This is a genomic window from Lactovum miscens, assembly GCF_014202895.1.
Taxonomy (GTDB): Bacteria; Bacillota; Bacilli; order Lactobacillales; family Streptococcaceae; genus Lactovum; species Lactovum miscens.
The window spans coordinates 17,450-36,827 of sequence record NZ_JACHHV010000009.1 but is presented as its reverse complement, the minus strand read 5'-3'; the positions used below and the strand labels follow the sequence as shown (position 1 = coordinate 36,827).

Genomic DNA, 19,378 nt, shown 5'->3' with positions numbered 1-19,378 from the left:
TAACCTCGCAGAGTTCCCATTTATCATCTCTTAGTTATTAAATACCTAGTGCTAAGAATTCTTTCGGACTAAATAAATCTAAATCAATTGATTTCAGGCTAAATTCTGAACGTGTAACAATTGCGGCACATTGGTTTCGGCGAGCACTTTCAACGATCATTGCGTTATCAAACTCAACATCATCTTCATAATTGAGGGCTTGTTGACAATCATCTTCTGTAGTATCAATTACGTTAATCAAGTTAAGTAAAGTACTCAAGCATTCTTTAGCTTGACCAACTGTCATGCCTGACTCAAGCATTAGCCGGTTTATCTCTGAAACGGTTTCACTCGTGATCAACAGTTCATAACGTCCTCTCAAACTGTCACGGATCATCATTTGGGCTTCTTTTGTTTTTTCCCCATTTTTAGTTAGGAAGTCTAGGGCAACATCCGTATTCATTAAGATCTTTATCTCCACTCAACATCCTCTTTCTAAATGATATCTATTATAATTGCTCGTGGTTAAGTAGGCTCAAATCAATAATTCCGGTCAATTTATCAAGTTGGTTAAATTTTTCATTGTCAAAACTTTTTAAAATGGCAATAATTTTTCCATTTTTTTTGATAGAAATATCTGACTTTTGCGAAAGGGCCAAATATTTTCCAAAATTGTTTTTAATCTCTGTCGCAGAAACTATCATATTCTATATTCTATTATATTAATCTTTTTTTGTCAATTATTTCGACTAATATTATTTATTTATTTTAGCTATATTTTTATAATTATTTTAGCCATTTTGTTAAGAATATTGATTTCATTCATATAAAAATGTTTTTTTTTACTAAAGTGAACAAAAAATAAGATAAAATCTATTCTCAAATAGTAAATCATGATAAAATATCAACATGACCTTACGTTCACAATTTGCAAAAACAATTGGAAAAACAGCTGGCTGGGGACTGCGTACTTTTTTACATCGTGGATCTACACTGCCAGGTGTAATTGCACTAAAGCTGGATCCAGATATCCTTAAAAACTTGACCAAAGATTATGAAATCATAGTGATTACCGGCACCAACGGGAAAACACTTACAACTGCCTTAACAGTTGGGATTTTTGAAAATGCCTTTGGATCAATTGTCACGAACACTTCTGGCGCAAATATGGTAACTGGTATTGTCTCAACTTTTCTCAAAGCTCCTCGCACCAGGCATAGATCAAAAAAATTCGCTATACTTGAAATCGACGAGGCTTCATTACCAAAAGTTACTAAATATATTAAGCCCAACCTCTTTGTCTTTACCAACATTTTTCGTGATCAAATGGATCGTTACGGTGAAATCTACACAACTTACGACTTTATCGTTAAGGGAGCAGCTAATTCACCTAAAGGGACAGTTTTATTAAATGCAGATTCTCCCATATTTAATTCTAGACAATTGGTGAATCCTGTAAAATATTATGGCTTTGATCATGAAAGCAATACACCACATAGAGCTCACTACAACACAGCTGGTGTCCTTTGCCCCAATTGTCATCATATTCTTGATTTCAAGATGAATACTTATGCAAATCTAGGCAATTACATTTGCTTGAATTGTGGCTTCCATCGTCCCAAACTAGATTATCGATTATCTGAACTCGTAGATATCTCAAGTTCTTCATCTCAATTTGTGATTGATGAGAATTCTTATAAAATCAATGTTGGTGGCCTTTATAACATTTATAATGCATTGGCTGCCGTTGCGGTAGCTGAGCATTTTGATATCTCGCCTGATCTGATCAAATCTGGGTTTGAGAAATCTCGAGCTGTATTTGGTCGCCAAGAAACTTTTAAAGTTGGTAATAAACAAGTAACAATCATCTTAATTAAGAACCCTGTTGGAACTAATCAAGCCATAGAGTTGCTCAAATTAGTTAAAGGTGATCTATCACTTATAGCTCTCCTTAACGCCAACTATGCAGATGGAATTGACACCAGCTGGATCTGGGATGCTAATTTCGAAATCCTAACTAGTCTAGCAATTAATGAAGTCACTACTGGTGGCATTCGTAGTTCTGAAATGGCAAGACGCCTTAGAGTCGCTGGCCTTGATCCCCAAGAAAAAAAATCTCACGAAGAGATTCTAGAATCAATAAAAAATTCAAAGTCAGACCAGGTCTATGTTTTAGCAACTTACACAGCAATGCTCGAAATCCGTGAAGTCCTAGCCAAAGCTGGGTACATTACTGGAGAGTTGAAATAAGGGAAAACACGGAAATGGAAAAAACAAAATTGCATTTACAAGGCATGGTTCATAGCCAGGAGGAAGTTGATTACTTTATTGATCACATCTCTGATCCTTATCTAACAACCAAAGAAATTAATAATAAACTTTTTGACACAGCTGTTAGAGGCTATTCCAAAAGTGAAGTATGAAGCTATCTAAAAAATCGTAGTTGAAAGAGACGGATGTCTTGACAATTTAACTTCAAAACTTTCAAATTGTACTTTCTGGTTTTGACAACATTGAAGTTGATGATTCCATCAGTAAAATTTATCAATGACAATTAAACCTTGCAAAATATTTTGCTAATGACTTTATGAAAGATTTTCATGTTGTCTACAAAGATTATTATAAGGATGAGGTCAAGTACCTATTCTGACTACTTAAGGAAAACCCATTATGACTTACACTTCTATTCAAACTTTAAATTCTGAAAAATATACATACCAAATTCGGGTTGCCCATCTTTATGGGGACTTAATGAATACTTATGGCGACAATGGTAATATCTTGCTTTTAAAGTATATTGCCGAAAAGCTAGGTGCTGCCACTACTTTTAAAATCGTCTCTTTGGGAGATAATTTTAAAAAAAATGATTATGATCTTGTCTTTTGGGGAGGAGGGCAAGACTTTGAACAGGAAGTTATCGCTGAGGATCTTTATCGTATAAGTAGTGAGTTAAAAGCTTATATTGAAGCAGAAAAGCCACTTTTATCCATCTGCGGTGGCTATCAAATGTTAGGTGAGTATTACATTAACGCTTCTGGAAAAAAGATTTTAGGGACGGGAGTTCTTCCACACTACACAAAAAACCTCGGCAACAACCGATTCATAGGTGATATTGAAACTCATAATGAGGAATTCAATGAAACCTACTATGGGTTTGAAAATCATTCTGGTATCACTTATTTGGCCGGAGAAGAAAAGCCACTTGGTCTGGTTATCTATGGGGGGGGAAATAACCCAGATGATCATTCAGAAGGTCTACATTATAAAAATACTTATGGCACTTATTTTCATGGCCCAATTCTTTCAAGAAATCCTCGTTTAGCTTACCGATTAATAAAGACAGCAATTTTGCAGAAATACCCCAATGCTGAAATTTCAGAATTTAACTCTTTATTTAAAAATTTAGAAAGTGAGCAAATAAAAGATTATAAAAGAAAAGTTGAGAAACACGAGAGCTAATCTCATATTTCTCAATTTTTTTTATGAAAGCTAATATTTTCAGAAATTTCAGTATTCTCTGACAGATGAATAGGGCAATTTGAAACATCACAATCATCACAGGCACCTTTTGAGGCTTTAATTTTATATATTGCAATACAAAGTGCAACCATAATCAACACTAATAGAATGATTGAAGAAATATTCATGCTAAAATCTCCTTTGGGCTGGGCCTGAAAATGAAATAGAGACCAACTATTACTACAATTATTGCAAAAAACGAAAGAAAATCAAAACCGTTGCTAAAAATTTTAGCGAATTGATATATCACAAAACTCATCATATAGGCGATTGCAGTCTGAAAACTAAGGGCCCTTAATCCCCATTTCACTGACCCCATTTCTTTAAAAATTGTACTAATAGAGGCAATACAAGGAGCACAGAGCAAATTAAATGCAAGAAAAGAATAACCAGCGGCGGCTGAATAATGAGCCGAAAAGGCAGACGTCAATTTATTACCATTGCCATAAAGAACTCCTAAAGTTCCAACAATTGTTTCCTTGGCAGCTAATCCTGTAATCGTCGCCAAGGCTGCCTGCCATTCGCCAAACCCAAGAGGGGCAAAAACCCATGCAATCAATCTTCCTAGATCAGCAAGCATCGATTGTGCGGAATTGACCTTGTGTAACAAAAAGTTATAGTTTGACAAGAGCCAAGTTCCAACCGAAACGACAAAGATTATTGTAGCTGCTCGCTTTATAAAGCTAAATGCCTTATCTAAACCATACTTTATCACGGTCCAGGCCTGAGGCAAATGATAATTAGGTAATTCCATAATGAACGCCGAGCGATTCCCTGAAAACATGCGCAATTTCTTCAAAATAATACCAGAAATTATAATCATTCCCATCCCTAGAAAATAGGCGCTAGGTGCAATCCAAGGATTTCCAGGGAAAAATGCTGCAGATACTAGAGCAATAATTGGCAATTTTGCAGAACAGGGCATAAAAGTGGTAACCATGATGGTAATTCTGCGGTCACGATCCTGTTCAATAGTTCGAGTTGCCATGATCGCTGGCACCCCACAACCTGAAGCAATTAGCATAGGGATGAAAGACTTACCTGAGAGACCAAAATGACGGAAAATCCGATCCATAACAAAGGCAACCCTTGCCATATAACCTGAATCTTCCAAAATTCCTAATAATATAAAAAGGACAAAAATCTGTGGGATGAAAGCCAGAGTTGCACCTACACCCGCCAAAATGCCATTCAAAACAAGGTCTTGCAGCCAAGTTACAATTTTCAAATTTCCCATTAGATTTGTTAGAAATTCCGGGATTATTTTACCAAAAAGGACATCATTTAACCAAATTGTTCCCATGTTGCCAACTGTCTGAATGGATACAAAATAGACCAACCACATAATTAATATAAATACAGGAATACCTAACCATTTAGAAGTAACAATTCGATCAATCTTATCAGTCAAGCTACCAGAGACCCCTGAATCTTTTGCAACCAGTTGCATAACTTGTTCGATTAGAGCATACCGCTCGTTTACAACAATTTCCAATGCTTCATCATCAAATATTTTTTCAGTAATTGAGCGAATTTCTGAAATTTCATTTTTTTGATCCTCATTCAACTCATCTTTAAGTGGACTAAAATCTCCCTCAAAAGCTGACATTAAAGAGTAACGTTCAATTTCATCTTTCTTAATTACGTTTGAGATTTCTGAAAGACTCGCTTCAAGTCGTGCATCATAATGCATTTCTGCTCTACTTGCGTCTTTCTTTGCTAAATCAATTGCCTCATTTAGGCCATGATTTTTAAGTACTGACATTTCAACTACATGTAGGCCTAACGAATAACTCAATTTTTCTACATCGATAATTTTGCCAGCAGACTTCATGAGGTCCATCATATTAAGCCCGATGATCATAGGGATCCCAAAATCAATCAATTGCAAGGTCAAATAGAGACTTCGTTCAAGATTAGTGGCATCAACGATATTTACAATAGCATCAGGTGGGCTTTTTAACAAATAGTCTCGAGAGACTTTTTCATCAAGAGAAAATGGAGAAAGTGAGTAAATACCGGGTAAGTCTTGAATTAAAACAGACTTGTCTTTCTTATATGTCCCAGATTTACGTTCAACTGTTACCCCTGGCCAATTGCCAACAGTCTGATTACTTCTGGTTAGTATATTAAAAACGCTGGATTTCCCGCAATTAGGGTTACCAACGAGGGCTATTGTTGTCATTCAATTTCCTCTAAAAAGTTTTTCTACATTCAATACTCTAACTGATGAGTTATACTTCTTTCACCAGAACTTTGATCAACCTTGCATCTTGCTTTCTAAGGCTTAAAGAATAGCCCCGTAAATGTAATTCCATTGGATCACCTAAGGGGGATAATTTCCGAACGTAGATAGCTACACCGCGAGTAATTCCCATATCCATTAAGCGATGTTTTGTGGCAATATCTGACTCTATTTTTTGCACAACACCAGTTTCACCAGCTTTTAGACTTGATAAGTCAACAATTTTTTTATCATCAAGAACTTCATTAACAAAAATATTGTCAATCGTCTCTCTCCCCATAGCAATCCTGGATCCTGCAACTACAACAATCGCATTTTGGTCTGTCAAATTTACTAGTTCAACTTTCTTTCCTTTGACAAACCCTAGCTCTTTTAACTTTACCTCTTCGGCTGTTGATACCAAAAAATAGGTCAAACCCAATTTTGCTTGACTTAGTCTCCTCATACCTGATTAATCTCACGATTTTGAAATCCCGCACTTTGCCATAGGATGCATTTGTATTTTTCGCACCAGAGTGGATCATTATCTCTCATACGATTTTCATAGGTAAAAATTTCATCAACCTTACTTTCTAATGCATTAGCCAATCTAAAAGCGAGAGACAATTCCGCATCATACTTATCATTTTCAATAGCATTGATAGTCTGACGAGAGACATGACAGATTCTTGCTAAATCATCCTGAGATAGACTAAGTCTCTTTCTGGTTTCACGAATAATGTTTTGCATAAAACCTCCATAAAAATTTACAGCAACAAACCGTTGCCCTTGTAAAATGTTTTTGACAAATTAATTATATCATATATTACCTTCTTAGTTTTCAGCTTTAAAAAAAGCCCTCACGGTGAGAGCTTTCCATAATTTATTCAAAAAATTATTTAGCAAACTTGTTGCCTGGGATATTGTAGAATGAGTCAATACCTTTGTATTTTGCAACTTCAGCCAATTGATCTTCAATACGGAGTAATTGGTTATACTTAGCAATACGGTCAGTACGTGAAAGTGATCCCGTTTTGATTTGGCCAGCGTTTGTAGCAACAGCGATATCAGCAATAGTTGAATCTTCAGTTTCCCCAGAACGGTGAGAAACAATTGCAGTAAATCCTGCTTCTTTAGCCATTTCAATAGCTTCAAAAGTTTCGGTCAACGTACCAATTTGGTTAACTTTGATCAAGATTGCATTTGAGGCACCTTCTTTGATACCACGAGCAAGGTAGTCAGTGTTAGTAACGAAGAAATCATCACCAACGAGTTGAACTTTTTTACCAAGTTTTTCAGTAAATTTAACCCAACCAGACCAGTCATTTTCGTCTAATCCATCTTCGATAGAGATGATTGGATATTTTTCAACAAGTGCTTCATAATAAGCAATCATTTCGTCTTCAGTGCGAAGTTCCCATTCGGACTCTGGCTTGTTTGCCAATTTACCGAACTCATATTTACCAGTCTCTTTGTTGTAGAATTCTGATGAAGCAGCATCCATCGCAAAGACAAGATCTTTACCAGCTACATAGCCAGCTTTTTCGATAGCTTCCATCAAAACATCGAAACCTTCGTCGTTAGACTTAAGGTCTGGAGCGTATCCACCCTCATCACCAACAGCTGTTGAGTAACCTTTAGATTTCAGTACAGAAGCCAATGCATGGAAGACTTCAGACCCCATACGGAGAGCTTCTTTAAATGTAGGAGCTCCAACAGGCATGATCATAAATTCTTGAAAGTCAATTGAGTTAGAAGCGTGTGAACCACCATTGATAATATTCATCATTGGAGTTGGCAATACCTTAGCATTAAATCCACCAAGGTAGTTGTAAAGTGGAATACCAAGCTCGTCAGCGGCTGCACGTGCAGCCGCGATAGAAACACCAAGAATTGCGTTTGCACCAAGTTTTGCTTTTGTAGGAGTGCCGTCTAGAGCGATCATTGCACGGTCAATAGCTTGTTGATCAGTTACGTCGTATCCGATAATTGCTTCAGCAATGATGTTATTTACATTATCAACAGCTTTTTCAACACCTTTTCCAAGGTAACGTGATTTGTCGCCGTCACGTAGTTCTACTGCTTCGTGCTCACCAGTTGATGCACCTGAAGGTACCATACCACGACCGAATCCGCCGTCTTCTGTATAAAGTTCTACTTCAAGAGTTGGGTTACCGCGTGAGTCAAGGACTTCGCGAGCGTAAACATCAGTAATAATTGACATTTTTGTCTCCTTAAATTTGTTTATTACATGCACATTTTAGCATTTTTTAATGAAAATGGCTAGTGAAAGTTTTCTCAAGTACTCTCATTTTCATTGTTTTTGAATTACCAATTTGATGAAAATGACAAATGTCTTCATGAGTTCCGCTATAGTCTTATGGAACCAACAGAGTTAATCATTTATATGATTTCGCACATTTGACAACTAACAAAAGCCTTATATGTTGAAACTCTACATTTTTTCATTCCATTGAATAAGATTTACCCATTGGCTGATATTGATAAAAAAACTAAAAAAGTTAATTAGGAAAAGTTAATTTAATATAACTATAGCCTTAGATTTTCCTGTTCTTAATTAATTCCTAATATGCTTTTGATTTGAGCAATTTCGGCTTGAGGACTCATTGCTTCCTGGGCTTTGGCTTCAATTGCAGCCTTGGCTTCTGGATTTGGTGCTGTTGCGATAGCTACTTGTAATTGGGCAGCTACAGCTTTTTGTTGAGCGGCTAGTCCTGCAGATTTCTTTTGTAAGGTGGCTGCTTGATCTGCTGTCAATACCATCCATGAATCTTTTGGAAGCTCAGCAATTTTTACTGTTTTCATCACTGTTCCAGTTTCTCCACCAAAACCAAAGAGTGCTTTGGTAAATCCATTGGTGAATTCAAGCTTTGTTATCTTAGTGACCATGTTAGCCTTATCAGAATCTACAAACTTGACTGATGAAGTTGTATTGATAAGCTCTGCATTATCACTTAAGAAAGTTGCACTTGTAGACTTTGTATTCAAATTGATTGACAATGTCGTGTCTTTTGTATTGGCAGATGTCTTGTAAACAAGGATTGATTTATTCCCCATTTTTTTTGTAATCAACATGCCAAATGACATTTTAGGATCACCTGCTGAATAGATTGTCTTTGATGAAGTTGCAGTCACTTCCTTCATCCCCCAATGATTTGTGATATGAATTGATAATCCAAAAACAGAGAGTGCTAGGGCAAGAAAAGTAATAATACCAAGAATGATTTTAGTGCTTTTGTTTTTAATATACATCCAACTAAAGAAAGTAAGCAAAGTGAAAAGCGCAATAAGTATAATGATCATTAAAGAGTACCTCTTTCTGAAAGTTCAGCTTCTACCTTAACTTTTTCGTCAATAGGCAATTCTATTTTTGATGCACGTCCATGCTTGCCAGCTCTCAAGAATATGCCAAGGACCAAACCCATCAAAGCAAAGGCGAACCCAATCGCAAATGAGGCATGGTAGCCATCTAGCATGGCCTTAAGCATTTTATCCGAAAATCCGATTAGGTCTATCTTTGCAAGGCTTGTTGCTGGTGAATTGTTTAATATAATGTTTTGAGCTACTGATGAGAGCAGGGCCACGACAATGGCTGATGCTATCGAACGCGCTGTCGAGTTAGAAGCAGTACCATCAGCAACTTCATCAACAGGCAATGCATTCATAGCTGATGCTGTCATTGGCATCATAACCATAGCGACACCAAACATGCGCAATCCGTAAAGTGTAGTCACCCAATGTTCAGGGGTTTGAATCCCAAAAAAGAGGAAAGGTAAAGTACCAAGAGCAAGGATCGAGAATCCAAGAATAGCCAATGGTTTAGCACCAACTTTGTCATATGCAGCACCTGCAAGTGGTGAGACGAGTCCCATCATTAAAGCACCAGGAAGTAAGACTAGGCCTGAGTTGAAAGCAGAAAGTCCACGAACCTCTTGCAAGTAAAGTGGCAACATCATTTCCACACCCATCATGGCCATGGTTGAAAGGGCCATTACAACAGTTGTCAAAGCAAATTGCCTATTTTTGAAGACACGGATATTCAAGAACGGATCATCCATGCGGAGTTGGCGCCAACCAAAAAGAAAAATCAGAATAATTCCTCCAATGATAGGTGCAACAACTGTGTCAAGTTTTAACCAGCCATCTGATGCAACGTTGGTAAATCCCCAGAGGAAAACGCCAAAACCTGCAAAAGATAAGACTAGTGAAATGATGTCAAGCTTAACTGGACGATTTGGTACAACGTCCCGCATGAAGAAGACAGCCAAGATTGTCACAAATAAGACAATGACCATTGGCACCATGAACATAGTGCGCCATGAAGCTGGTAAGACGATTCCAAGGAAAATATGACGTGAAGACATCAACCAACCCGCAAAGGTAGGTCCAATAGCAGGGGCTAGGCCGATAACAATACCACCAATCCCCATAACTGCACCCATTTGCTTAGGAGAGAACATATTAACCAAACATATTTGCATCAGAGGCATGGTGATACCTGCAGCAATGGCCTGCAGAATACGGCCAGCGAGGAAAATTGTCCAGTTATTGGTTGGCGCTGAATAAGCCATGAGCATACCTACAAAAAGAATTACATATGCACCAACATATAGCCAACGCGTACGGAATTTGTTGGCAAGATATGCCGAGATTGGAACCATTATCCCATTAGCCAACAAAAACCATGTAGTCGCTTGTTGGGCGGTTGACATAGTGATTTTAAAATCTTTCATGAGGGTGGGAATGGCTGTTCCAAGGGACGTCTGCATCAGCATTGAGCCGAAAGTTCCGACGAGAATTAAGAGCAGCATTGCCCAACGGTTAAACTTATGACCGTGAATATCAATGTTATAATCTTTTTCAACTATTTCAGGCATTATTTTCTCCTTTTAATCCTTCTTCATTCATGAGCTTAGATTTAACGTCTTTCATAAAATTGATACGATAAGCAATCTCAATAAAAGATCTTAGTAGGCGTAATAATTCTCTACTATCATTTTCGCCTATCTCTTCAAGTACTTTTTCAAGATTTGTAATTATTTCGTCTTTTGCAATCATAGCTTTCGCTTTTCCAGTTTCAGTTATTCTTACAAGAATTTTTCGTCGATCGTTCTTATCTATTTCTCTGGTAACTAAATTTTTTTCTTCCAATGCATTTAATATATTAGCGACTCGAGCTGTTGAAATTTGGCAAACATGACCTATCTCAGATGGCACAACTCCTTCTTCCAAATGATGCATTAGATAACCCAGAACAGGCATTTCGCCTCTTGAGTAACTATTCATAATATTGACGGCCTTGTTTTTACTCATATCCTTGATAATATGAATAAGCTCTTCGGCATTTTCTCGACTACTCAAATTATTCTCCCTCTATTAATTTTTAACAACACTATTAATTAATAGTGTTAATTATATCTAGTAAAAATATTTTTGTCAAGTAAATAATCTCATTTGGATTTTCAAAAAACAAATAAATGGTAAAATTTTTTCTAGTCAATTACGGATGTTCAAGTTCAGCACTTATTAATTCATTAAATGACTTTGAGTAAATACAAAATGTGGCTATAATTCTGGGAGAGAATCATGTTATTTCTGGTAGCTCAGTATTACTTACTTTTAGGTAGACTCGTTTGGAAATCATTAAATAATCAGTTCATTTATTAGTCAAAAAATTTGATTGAGAACAAACAATAATGGAATCTAATCTTTTTTTGGTTAAAAAAATAGCTAGTACTAAAACCATTTAAGCAAGTAGCAATACTTTTCCTAAATTAATAATTTAAGCATTACATCCGGTGTCCTAGAAAAACATCATATTTCAGATAATCCATAAAGATTTAATATGTTTAAACCAATCTCCAATTTTTCAAAAGATTTTCGTTGAAAAACTTATCGAGAAGATCAGACTGTTTTGTGCCATTCACTTCTCATTTCATTTTCAAACTTTCTGATGATTTTAACATGTAAAAAAATTCTATAGTACTTCCAACACAACATTATGATCTTTACAGTTTCATTTTTTTCAGTATTAATCTATAGTAATTTGGGATAAAACTTGATCTAAGAAATTCTCAGGCTTATAAACTTTCCTTCAAAAATTCAAAAACCAAACGTATTCCAATATTTATGTCATCTTTTGTAAAAAAAATCTACCCTTAGGTAGAATTGTATAAAAAAGTATTTTCAATGAATATAATTTTTATTTACGCATCGATAGTGGAATACTTGGCATTTTGTTCAATAAATTCACGGCGTGGCTCTACACGATCACCCATCAGCATATCAAAAACTTTATCTGCCTCAGCAGCATCTTCTAGCGTGACACGCGCCATCAAGCGGTGTTCAGGATCCATGGTTGTATCCCATAGCTGATGATCATCCATTTCACCTAAGCCTTTATAACGTTGGATATTGGGCTTTGCACGTCCTTGTGACCAACGTGCCAGAGCTTCTTGGAGTTCCTTTTCTTGGTAATCACCTGGTTGAATGTATTCCTTAGTTTCAGAACCAACTTTAATCCCGTAAATTGGTGGTTGAGCAATATAAACATAGCCAGCTTCAACTACTGGACGCATATAGCGGTAGAAAAGAGTGAGAAGCAAGGTCCGAATATGAGCCCCATCAACATCTGCATCGGTCATAATAACAAGTTTATGGTAACGGGCTTTATCAAGATTATAATCAGACCCAAAGCCGGTTCCCATGGCAGTAAACAGTGAACGGATCTCTTCATTAGCCAAAATCTTATCCATGGTGGCTTTTTCAACATTTAAAATCTTGCCACGAATTGGCAAAATAGCTTGAAACTCACGATTACGTCCGGACTTCGCTGACCCCCCCGCAGAATCTCCCTCTACGATAAAAAGTTCAGTTTGTTTTGGATCATTGGAAGAGCAATCTGCTAATTTACCTGGTAGACTAGAAATTTCAAGTCCCGATTTCTTACGCGTAACTTCACGAGCACGCTTAGCTGCAATACGAGCTTTGGAAGCAAGGAGTCCCTTTTCAATGATCTTCCTAGCAACCTGGGGATTTTCCATCATAAAAGTTTGAAGGGCTTCAGCAAAGAGTTTGTTGACAATACCAGCAACTTCTGAGTTTCCTAACTTCGTTTTAGTTTGACCTTCAAACTGAGGATTCGGATGTTTCACAGAAATAACTGCCGTCAAACCCTCACGAACATCTTCACCAGTAAGATTATCTTCATTATCTTTTAAGATCTTTTGTGATTTCGCATAAGCATTAATCACACGAGTCAAGGCAGTGCGGAAGCCTTGTTCATGAGTACCACCTTCATGAGTGTTGATATTATTCGCAAAACTTAGGATTGTCTCATGATAAGTATCTGTATATTGAATTGCAACTTCAACAATAATATCGTCCATCTCACCTTCAGTATAGATTGGTGTATCAAAAATGACTGTCTTATTTTCATCCAAATAGCTGACATATGACTTAATTCCACCCTGGTAGTAAAAACTATTATTATTTTCCTCTCCACCTTCACGTCTATCCATGAGCGAGATACGTAAACCTCGATTCAAAAAAGCTAACTCACGAATACGACTTAGAAGTTTTTCATAATCAAATGCAGTTGTTTCAGTAAAAATTTCTGGATCTGGCACAAAGTGAACCGTCGTTCCACGACGCTCTGTCTCACCAATAATCTTGAGAGGTTCACCGACAAGTCCTCGACGATATCGTTGAAAATATCTCTTACCATCTTGTTCAACAGTAACATCAAGTGTCATTGATAAAGCATTCACTACTGAGGAGCCCACACCATGGAGCCCTCCTGATACTTTGTAGCCGCCGCCGCCAAACTTACCTCCAGCATGGAGTACAGTAAAGACAGTTTCTACAGCTGAACGACCAGTCTTTTCTTGAATACCAACTGGGATTCCACGGCCATCATCAATTACTGTGATTGAGTTATCTGCTTCAATGATAACCTCAATATGCGTTGCAAATCCAGCAAGTGCCTCATCGATTGAGTTGTCAACAATTTCCCAAACGAGATGGTGCAATCCTTCTTTTGATGTTGAACCAATGTACATTCCTGGGCGCATACGCACTGCTTCAAGGCCTTCAAGGACCTGAATTTGTGATGCATCATAATCAGAAGCCTCTTGATCAACGTGGCCCTTTTCTTCAATTTCAGTATTTTCAATATTTTCAATATTTTCAGAACTCATTACTTCAGTCAAAATTTACCCATTTCTAAACTTTTAGTTAATTCTATTATAGCAAAAAAACAGGCCTTTTTCTTTGATTAGGCGCTATTTCACGTACATTAGCCCCCTTCATTAGATTTTAGATCAGAATTCAAATAATAAATATCTTTATTTTCCTTTAGCTTGATACTTTTGAAAGAAATCATGTTTCAACAAATAAATAGCATGAACTGAGTATTATACATAAAATAATTTCATTTAGAAAAATGGGTGGATATCCATTCTATCAGATAATTTTTTGCGAACCTTTTTTATTCACTTGATACTTACTGTACTTTTTATAATACATTAAAGCCTAAAAGTAGAAAATCCTCTCCTGATTTCAATTGTAATATTAACTTTCTTGAATTTATTACTAAAGAACATAATATGGTGTTCCAAAGCTTATTTCTTATGTTTGAGTAAATTCAAAAATCATGAAAACTGTTCTAATTTTAAAAGCAACATAAAAAATTTTGCTAAGTGTTTTATATCTAAGCTTATAAAAATAATAAAAAGATGATTAATAATTCCAGCATAAACTTTTTAGAAGTATTGTAATCAATGTTTTAAAATAATAATATCCGTCAATCATGCCAGGCCAGGATAGGAAGGCTTGTGGTATAATAAATATATGACTACACAAGACGAAAGACAAAATAAATTAATTCGCCCTTCACATTACATCACTATGGATGATATTATACGTGAAGGTAACCCAACTTTGCGTGGAGTGGCAGAGCGTGTAGCTCTTCCACTCTCAAACGTAGATATACTTTTAGGTGAAAAAATGATTCAATTCCTCCGAAATTCCCAAGACCCAGTAATGGCAGAAAAATTGGAACTACGTGCTGGCGTTGGCCTGGCAGCTCCGCAACTTGATATTTCAAAACGTATCATTGCACTTTTAGTACCTAGCGAACCAAAATTTGACGAGGAGGGCAACGAGATTCCATCTAAGGAAGATTATGCCCTAAATACTGTTATGTATAATGCGCGTATTATCAGTCATTCTGTTGAAGAGGCCGCCATTGCTACAGGTGAAGGTTGCTTGTCTGTTGACCGTGAAGTACCTGGGTATGTGGTTCGTCATGCACGCGTAACCATTGAATACTATGATAAGAATTCAGAAAAAAAGAAAATTCGCTTGAAAGGATTTCATTCTATGGTGCCACAGCATGAAATTGACCATACCGATGGTATCATGTTCTATGACCACATTGATCCTGAAAATCCTTGGAAAATGCGTGAAGGCATGCAAATAATTGATTAATCTCTTATGCTAATCAATCACATAGAACAAAATAAAGACCTCGCATTGAAACATGTGAGGTCTTTTCTTTTGGGAAGCTTTTTTAGACTGGAGTATCAGCAGTTTTTTCTTGCATCTCTTCAGTTGAACCCTCTTCAACTCTGTTTGAAATAACAATCTTATCATCAATCAAATCAGCAAGGAGTTGTTTATTCTCAGGGTGTTCAATATAAAAGTCCGCAATTGGGTCTTCAATATTCTCTTGAATAGTACGACGAAGTGGACGGGCACCCATTTTGGGATCATAACCCAAGTCAACAAGCTTTTCCTTGACTGGTTGTGAAACTTCTAGATAAATCTCATTCTTACCTATTTGATCATTTACTTCTGCTAACATCAAGTCAACAATCTTTATTAGATCTTTCTTTGAAAGAACGTCAAATTCAATGATTGCATCAAATCGGTTCAAGAACTCAGGACTGAAGAAATCACCCAATTGGTTGAGAATAGAATTGGTACGTCCTTCACGCGCAGCACCAAACCCAACAGAAGCTTCAATCTTTCCAGATCCTGCATTAGAAGTCATGATGATAATTGTATCCTTGAAGGAAACAGTACGCCCTTGAGCATCAGTCAAACGGCCGTCGTCAAGAATTTGCAAAAACATATGCATGACATCTGGGTGAGCTTTTTCTACCTCATCCAAAAGGATTAACGAGTAAGGATTACGACGAACCTTTTCAGTCAATTGACCTGCTTCTTCATAACCTACGTAGCCGGGAGGTGCACCAATGAGTTTGGCCACTGAGTGTTTCTCCATGTACTCAGACATATCGAAACGAATCATGCTATCAGCTGAACCAAAGAGTTCAAGTGCTAATTGTTTTGCCAATTCTGTTTTACCAACACCTGTCGGACCAACAAAGAGAAAACTACCGATTGGGCGGTTGGGTTTACCCAAGCCGACACGGCTGCGACGCACTGCCTTTGCTACTTTCTCAATCGCTTCTTCTTGACCAATAACATGAGAGCGCAGATCTGAAGCCAAATTGATCAATTGAGTTTGCTCTTTTTCCTTCAAAGCACCCACAGGAATACCTGTTTTGGCTTCAACGATTTGTTCAATGTCCTTTTCAGTTATCACTGGTGTTTCTTCATCAGCTACCTTATTATTTGACAATTCTTTGAGCTTCGTGATTTGGTCTCGGAAATAGGCAGCTTTTTCAAAATCTTCTGAACGCATCGCTTCATTCTTTGACTTTTCAGCTTCATCAATACGCCTTTGAAGGTCTTCTGGATCAACAAATTTCAAAGTCAGATTTTTCTTTGAACCAGACTCGTCTAGAAGATCAATTGCTTTATCCGGCAAGAAACGATCTTGGATATAGCGATTTGATAAGTGAGCAGCAGCTTGAATCGCCTCATCGGTGTACTTAACATGGTGATAATCTTCATAACGAGGTTGAATTCCCTTAAGAATTGTTAGAGTCTCTTCAACAGTTGGCTCATCCACTTTAACAGGCTGCATACGACGTTCTAGAGCGGCGTCTTTTTCAATGGTACGGTATTCATTCAGAGTTGTTGCGCCAACCAATTGGAGTTCACCACGAGCCAAGGCAGGCTTCAAAATGTTACCCGCATCCATATTCCCGTCCCCAGCAGACCCTGCACCAACAATCTCATGGATTTCATCTATGAAGAGAATTACGTCTTCACGCTTCTTCACTTCATCCATAAGTTTCTTCATACGTTCTTCGAATTGACCACGAATTCCTGTCCCTTGAACTAAAGATACAACATCAAGTCGGATAACTTCCTTGTTCGTCAATTTTTGTGGAACGTCTCCATCCACAATCTTTTGAGCTAAACCCTCTACGACAGCAGTCTTACCAACACCTGGTTCACCAATGAGAACTGGATTATTCTTGGTACGGCGATTAAGGATTTCAATCACACGAGTGATTTCCTCATCACGACCGATAACCGGATCAATCTCACCACGTCTCGCAAATTCAGTAATGTTAATACCAAATTCGCCTAGCAAGCCCTTCTCCTTCTTAGGACCACGCGGACCACCAGGCCCACGCCCTGATTGAGTTGGAGGTGTGTTAAAGCTCTGTTGCTGCCCATTCAAAGCCGAAAAGATATCACCAAAGGGATTAAATTCTTGATTGTTATTGTTATTAGTACCGCTATCAACTGGAGAAGTTGTGGTGTTTTGAAAGAATGCTTCCTGTCCGCCCGCCTTCATAATTTGATAACAATTCTGGCAGAGATCCATCTGCCGCTTTTGCCCATTTACATTAGTATAAAGGTGAATTGTGGCTTCATTTAGCTTACAATTTTGACAAAGCATAGTAGCCCTCCCTATTTAAATATATTATATTACAAAAAGTGTATTCAGAGACAAAGTTTTTAAAATTCTTTGACCTTTTTTGACCTTTGTTAAATAGATTATACTCTTAGATACAAAACTTGTCAAGGAATTGATTCAGCTCTAATCCCTTGATACTGTTGAGTTTACAGTTTTTTGATTTTTAATTTTAGCAGTCTTTTAACTAAAGTGCTAATTTTTTTAAAAAATAAATTAAATTTTTATTATGTGAACATTAGCTTAATTCAGTGCGATGTATAAGATCATTTTTTAAATTGGTCAACTCAGTTTCGTTAAAAACACCTGACCAATATTAGTCAGGTGTTTAAAATATTTTGAATCTTAATTCATGAAGTCTTTTAACTTCTTTGAACGACGAGGGTGACGAAGTTTTTTCAAAGCCTTAGCTTCAATTTGACGAATACGCTCACGTGTTACCTTAAATTGTTTTCCAACATCTTCCAAAGTATGCATACGTCCGTCGTCCAAACCAAAACGCATACGAAGCACGTTTTCTTCACGGTCAGTTAATGTATCCATAACCTCATCAAGTTGTTCATGAAGCATTGCACGGTTTGTGTAAGTCGCAGGGTCCTCAATAATATTATCTTCAATAAAATCACCAAGGTGAGAATCATCTTCTTCACCAATCGGCGTTTCAAGTGAAACTGGATCTTGAGCAATCTTTAAAATTTCACGGACACGTTGTGCTTCCAACCCCATTTCCTTACCAATCTCTTCAGGGGTTGGCTCTTGACCATTAGTTTGCATCAAGGTGCGCTGTACACGGATCAACTTATTAATTGTCTCAACCATGTGGACAGGAATACGAATAGTGCGCGCTTGATCAGCAATTGCACGAGTGATGGCTTGACGAATCCACCAAGTCGCATAAGTTGAAAACTTAAATCCCTTGGTGTAGTCAAACTTATCAACAGCTTTCATCAAGCCCATATTACCTTCTTGAATCAAGTCCAGGAACTGCATGCCACGGCCAGAATAACGCTTTGCAATAGAGACAACAAGTCTAAGATTAGCTTCGGCAAGCATCTGCTTAGCCAATTCCCCCTCATCACCGCCACGAATGATAGCTTCAGCCAGTTTTGTTTCTTCTTCAATTGGAATCAAACTATATTGACCAATTTCTTTAAGGTACATACGAACGGGATCATCAATACGAGATTTAGAGACAATATTGTCAAGATTCTCAATTGCTGCTTCACGCTCAATCTTTTCATTCGCAGCCACAGCTAAAGCTGACGGGTTACCTTCTTCATCCAGGATTTGAATACCTGCATCTTGAATTTTCTGAATGGCATCTTCAATTTGATTCGCCTCAAGTCCAAGTTTGATAGCAAGATCTTCAGTGATTTCTGTCTCAAGCACAGTCATTGTTAGTTTGTGATCTATAATGAAACTTTTAATTTGTTTCTTCTGTTCTGCTTTGGTAACCTTACCAGTTGGACTACCCGCCTTTTTACTTGCCTTTACATCAGAGATTACTTTATTTTTGGCTACAGCTTTCCTAGTCTTTTCTTCCTTAGCAGTCTTCTTTACTGCTTCAATCTTAGCTGCTTTAACCGGTAATGCTTTCAATAATTGAGCTGCCTGTTTTTCATCTAATGATGACGAATGGGATTCTACAGGAAGACCAAGTTTTTTTGCCTCAGCTACGAGTTCAGCACTCGTATAACCAGCAATTTTTGCAATTTCATAAACACGTTTTTTAGTCGTCAATGTAAAAACTCCATATTTCTGTTTTCTGATTGAAGACCGAGATCTCCAACCCAATA

At 37.2% G+C, this 19,378-nt stretch carries 17 protein-coding genes; 4 read left to right on the top strand and 13 right to left on the bottom strand.

Annotation, left to right across the window (positions count from 1 at the left end; translation table 11 throughout):
• Window positions 1-37: 37 nt before the first annotated feature.
• Together HNQ37_RS03740 and HNQ37_RS03735 are read right to left on the bottom strand one after the other, a co-directional pair.
• On the bottom strand, window positions 38-442 hold the full coding sequence (locus tag HNQ37_RS03740) for a PIN domain-containing protein (RefSeq protein WP_183539440.1): 405 nt from the start codon (window positions 440-442) through the stop codon (window positions 38-40).
• 46 nt (window positions 443-488) lie between these two features.
• The gene (locus HNQ37_RS03735) at window positions 489-683 is read right to left on the bottom strand and encodes a type II toxin-antitoxin system Phd/YefM family antitoxin (protein ID WP_183539438.1); all 195 of its coding nucleotides are present in this window, start codon (window positions 681-683) and stop codon (window positions 489-491) included.
• Window positions 684-888: 205 nt separating this feature from the next.
• Between HNQ37_RS03735 and HNQ37_RS03730 the strand changes: the two genes are divergently transcribed.
• The 3 genes from HNQ37_RS03730 to gatD all read left to right on the top strand — a co-directional run bounded on the left by HNQ37_RS03730 (window position 889) and on the right by gatD (window position 3,438).
• A complete protein-coding gene (locus tag HNQ37_RS03730; RefSeq protein WP_183539436.1) occupies window positions 889-2,229 on the top strand; it encodes a Mur ligase family protein in 1,341 nt (446 codons plus the stop codon).
• 14 nt (window positions 2,230-2,243) lie between these two features.
• Window positions 2,244-2,402, top strand: coding sequence for a DivIVA domain-containing protein (locus HNQ37_RS03725; RefSeq protein ID WP_183539434.1), 159 nt, complete (start codon window positions 2,244-2,246; stop codon window positions 2,400-2,402).
• Between the two features lie 247 nt (window positions 2,403-2,649).
• The gene (gatD, locus tag HNQ37_RS03720; RefSeq protein WP_183539432.1) at window positions 2,650-3,438 is read left to right on the top strand and encodes a lipid II isoglutaminyl synthase subunit GatD; all 789 of its coding nucleotides are present in this window, start codon (window positions 2,650-2,652) and stop codon (window positions 3,436-3,438) included.
• 11 nt (window positions 3,439-3,449) lie between these two features.
• Here gatD and HNQ37_RS03715 read toward each other — a convergent pair whose 3' ends face one another.
• The 9 genes from HNQ37_RS03715 to gyrB all read right to left on the bottom strand — a co-directional run bounded on the left by HNQ37_RS03715 (window position 3,450) and on the right by gyrB (window position 13,941).
• Window positions 3,450-3,626, bottom strand: coding sequence for a FeoB-associated Cys-rich membrane protein (locus tag HNQ37_RS03715; protein WP_183539430.1), 177 nt, complete (start codon window positions 3,624-3,626; stop codon window positions 3,450-3,452).
• Window positions 3,623-5,683 (bottom strand): ferrous iron transport protein B, encoded by a 2,061-nt coding sequence (gene feoB, locus HNQ37_RS03710; protein WP_183539428.1) that lies wholly within the window; start codon window positions 5,681-5,683, stop codon window positions 3,623-3,625. The genes HNQ37_RS03715 and feoB overlap by 4 nt, the downstream gene beginning before the upstream one ends.
• A gap of 49 nt (window positions 5,684-5,732) precedes the next feature.
• Window positions 5,733-6,188, bottom strand: a complete 456-nt coding sequence (locus tag HNQ37_RS03705) for a ferrous iron transport protein A (RefSeq protein ID WP_183539426.1) — start codon at window positions 6,186-6,188, stop codon at window positions 5,733-5,735.
• Complete coding sequence (locus HNQ37_RS03700) at window positions 6,185-6,472, bottom strand: helix-turn-helix transcriptional regulator (protein WP_183539424.1); 288 nt, start codon at window positions 6,470-6,472, stop codon at window positions 6,185-6,187. The genes HNQ37_RS03705 and HNQ37_RS03700 overlap by 4 nt, the downstream gene beginning before the upstream one ends.
• Before the next feature lie 145 nt (window positions 6,473-6,617).
• Window positions 6,618-7,946: a phosphopyruvate hydratase gene (eno, locus tag HNQ37_RS03695; protein ID WP_183539422.1), complete on the bottom strand. Its 1,329-nt coding sequence runs from the start codon at window positions 7,944-7,946 to the stop codon at window positions 6,618-6,620.
• Between the two features lie 350 nt (window positions 7,947-8,296).
• A complete protein-coding gene (locus HNQ37_RS03690) occupies window positions 8,297-9,046 on the bottom strand; it encodes a DUF4811 domain-containing protein (RefSeq protein WP_183539420.1) in 750 nt (249 codons plus the stop codon).
• Window positions 9,046-10,620 (bottom strand): MDR family MFS transporter, encoded by a 1,575-nt coding sequence (locus HNQ37_RS03685; RefSeq protein ID WP_183539418.1) that lies wholly within the window; start codon window positions 10,618-10,620, stop codon window positions 9,046-9,048. Before HNQ37_RS03685 ends, HNQ37_RS03690 begins: the two co-directional genes overlap by 1 nt.
• A complete protein-coding gene (locus tag HNQ37_RS03680) occupies window positions 10,613-11,104 on the bottom strand; it encodes a MarR family winged helix-turn-helix transcriptional regulator (RefSeq protein ID WP_183539416.1) in 492 nt (163 codons plus the stop codon). The genes HNQ37_RS03685 and HNQ37_RS03680 overlap by 8 nt, the downstream gene beginning before the upstream one ends.
• 845 nt (window positions 11,105-11,949) lie before the next feature.
• Entirely contained in the window at window positions 11,950-13,941 is a 1,992-nt protein-coding gene (gene gyrB / locus HNQ37_RS03675) for a DNA topoisomerase (ATP-hydrolyzing) subunit B (RefSeq protein WP_183539414.1), read from the bottom strand.
• A gap of 652 nt (window positions 13,942-14,593) precedes the next feature.
• Here gyrB and def point away from each other — a divergent pair.
• Window positions 14,594-15,232 carry a peptide deformylase gene (gene def, locus HNQ37_RS03670; protein WP_183539412.1) on the top strand — a complete coding sequence of 213 codons (639 nt, stop codon included), beginning with the start codon at window positions 14,594-14,596 and terminating at the stop codon, window positions 15,230-15,232.
• Between the two features lie 82 nt (window positions 15,233-15,314).
• On the opposite strand, the gene HNQ37_RS03665 is transcribed toward def, so the two are convergent.
• Both HNQ37_RS03665 and rpoD read right to left on the bottom strand, forming a co-directional pair.
• The gene (locus HNQ37_RS03665) at window positions 15,315-17,567 is read right to left on the bottom strand and encodes an ATP-dependent Clp protease ATP-binding subunit (RefSeq protein ID WP_183539410.1); all 2,253 of its coding nucleotides are present in this window, start codon (window positions 17,565-17,567) and stop codon (window positions 15,315-15,317) included.
• Between the two features lie 360 nt (window positions 17,568-17,927).
• Window positions 17,928-19,322 (bottom strand): RNA polymerase sigma factor RpoD, encoded by a 1,395-nt coding sequence (rpoD, locus tag HNQ37_RS03660; protein WP_183539408.1) that lies wholly within the window; start codon window positions 19,320-19,322, stop codon window positions 17,928-17,930.
• Window positions 19,323-19,378: the final 56 nt, after the last annotated feature.

Coding starts and splice junctions, on each gene's coding strand:
- HNQ37_RS03740 (WP_183539440.1), bottom strand. CDS start 442: ATGAATACGGATGTTGCCCTAGACTTCCTAACTAAAAATGGGGAAAAA.
- HNQ37_RS03735 (WP_183539438.1), bottom strand. CDS start 683: ATGATAGTTTCTGCGACAGAGATTAAAAACAATTTTGGAAAATATTTG.
- HNQ37_RS03730 (WP_183539436.1), top strand. CDS start 889: ATGACCTTACGTTCACAATTTGCAAAAACAATTGGAAAAACAGCTGGC.
- HNQ37_RS03725 (WP_183539434.1), top strand. CDS start 2,244: ATGGAAAAAACAAAATTGCATTTACAAGGCATGGTTCATAGCCAGGAG.
- gatD (WP_183539432.1), top strand. CDS start 2,650: ATGACTTACACTTCTATTCAAACTTTAAATTCTGAAAAATATACATAC.
- HNQ37_RS03715 (WP_183539430.1), bottom strand. CDS start 3,626: ATGAATATTTCTTCAATCATTCTATTAGTGTTGATTATGGTTGCACTT.
- feoB (WP_183539428.1), bottom strand. CDS start 5,683: ATGACAACAATAGCCCTCGTTGGTAACCCTAATTGCGGGAAATCCAGC.
- HNQ37_RS03705 (WP_183539426.1), bottom strand. CDS start 6,188: ATGAGGAGACTAAGTCAAGCAAAATTGGGTTTGACCTATTTTTTGGTA.
- HNQ37_RS03700 (WP_183539424.1), bottom strand. CDS start 6,472: ATGCAAAACATTATTCGTGAAACCAGAAAGAGACTTAGTCTATCTCAG.
- eno (WP_183539422.1), bottom strand. CDS start 7,946: ATGTCAATTATTACTGATGTTTACGCTCGCGAAGTCCTTGACTCACGC.
- HNQ37_RS03690 (WP_183539420.1), bottom strand. CDS start 9,046: ATGATCATTATACTTATTGCGCTTTTCACTTTGCTTACTTTCTTTAGT.
- HNQ37_RS03685 (WP_183539418.1), bottom strand. CDS start 10,620: ATGCCTGAAATAGTTGAAAAAGATTATAACATTGATATTCACGGTCAT.
- gyrB (WP_183539414.1), bottom strand. CDS start 13,941: ATGAGTTCTGAAAATATTGAAAATATTGAAAATACTGAAATTGAAGAA.
- def (WP_183539412.1), top strand. CDS start 14,594: ATGACTACACAAGACGAAAGACAAAATAAATTAATTCGCCCTTCACAT.
- HNQ37_RS03665 (WP_183539410.1), bottom strand. CDS start 17,567: ATGCTTTGTCAAAATTGTAAGCTAAATGAAGCCACAATTCACCTTTAT.